1 protein-coding gene is annotated in these 776 nt (G+C 49.9%); it reads left to right on the top strand.

Annotated elements, in window-relative coordinates:
- Window positions 1-707: replication initiation factor domain-containing protein (locus tag B5F18_RS12355; RefSeq protein ID WP_143468441.1), on the top strand; the 707-nt coding region annotated here is incomplete at its 5' end.
- Window positions 708-776 lie beyond the last annotated feature (69 nt).

Genomic DNA, 776 nt, shown 5'->3' with positions numbered 1-776 from the left:
GCGGTGTGATGAAACGCCTTGACCTTGCGATTAACGACAGGGCGGGCATACTGGATATTCCAGATCTGACCGCCAAATGCAACCGTGAGGAATGTGTTTCCCTGTTCCGTTCTTTCAAGTCCTATGCTTCGGGGGAGCTGGTGAAGCACAACGAGCAGGACAAGGCGGGCATGGGACACACGCTGTATATCGGCTCTCTGAAATCGGAAGTCTACTTCTGCTGTTATGAGAAGAACTACGAACAGTACGCAAAGCTGGGAATACCGATTGAGGAAGCACCCATAAAGAACCGCTTCGAGATACGATTGAAAGATGAAAGAGCTTATTATGCCGTCCGTGAACTGCTGACCCATTATGACGCAGAACAGACGGCTTTTTCTATCATCAATCACTATATCCGCTTCGTGGACAGAGAACCAGAGAAACGAAAGACAGACTGGAAGCTCAATGACCGCTGGGCGTGGTTTATCGGGAAAGACCGCCCGCCTGTCAAGCTGACGACAGACCCAGAGCCTTACACGCTGGAAAGAACGCTGGGCTGGATAAGCCGACAGGTCGCCCCTACGCTGAAAATGCTGAAAAAGATAGACGCTGGCAACCGCACAAGCTATCTGAAAGAGATTGAGGACAACGCAAAGCTGACGGAAAAGCACTTGCAGATAATCAAACAGCAGACAGCGGACACAGAGGAGCTTATCACAGAGTAAAGGAGAATTGAGATTATGGCAGAACTTGTTAAGGACTTAGTGCTGGTATCGCTGGGAATGGGTATCGGT

The sequence above is a fragment of the Lachnoclostridium sp. An181 genome (assembly GCF_002160325.1).
Classification (GTDB): Bacteria; Bacillota; Clostridia; order Lachnospirales; family Lachnospiraceae; genus An181.
Note: the sequence above shows the minus strand (reverse complement) of the source record. Positions and strands in the feature narration are given on the sequence as shown.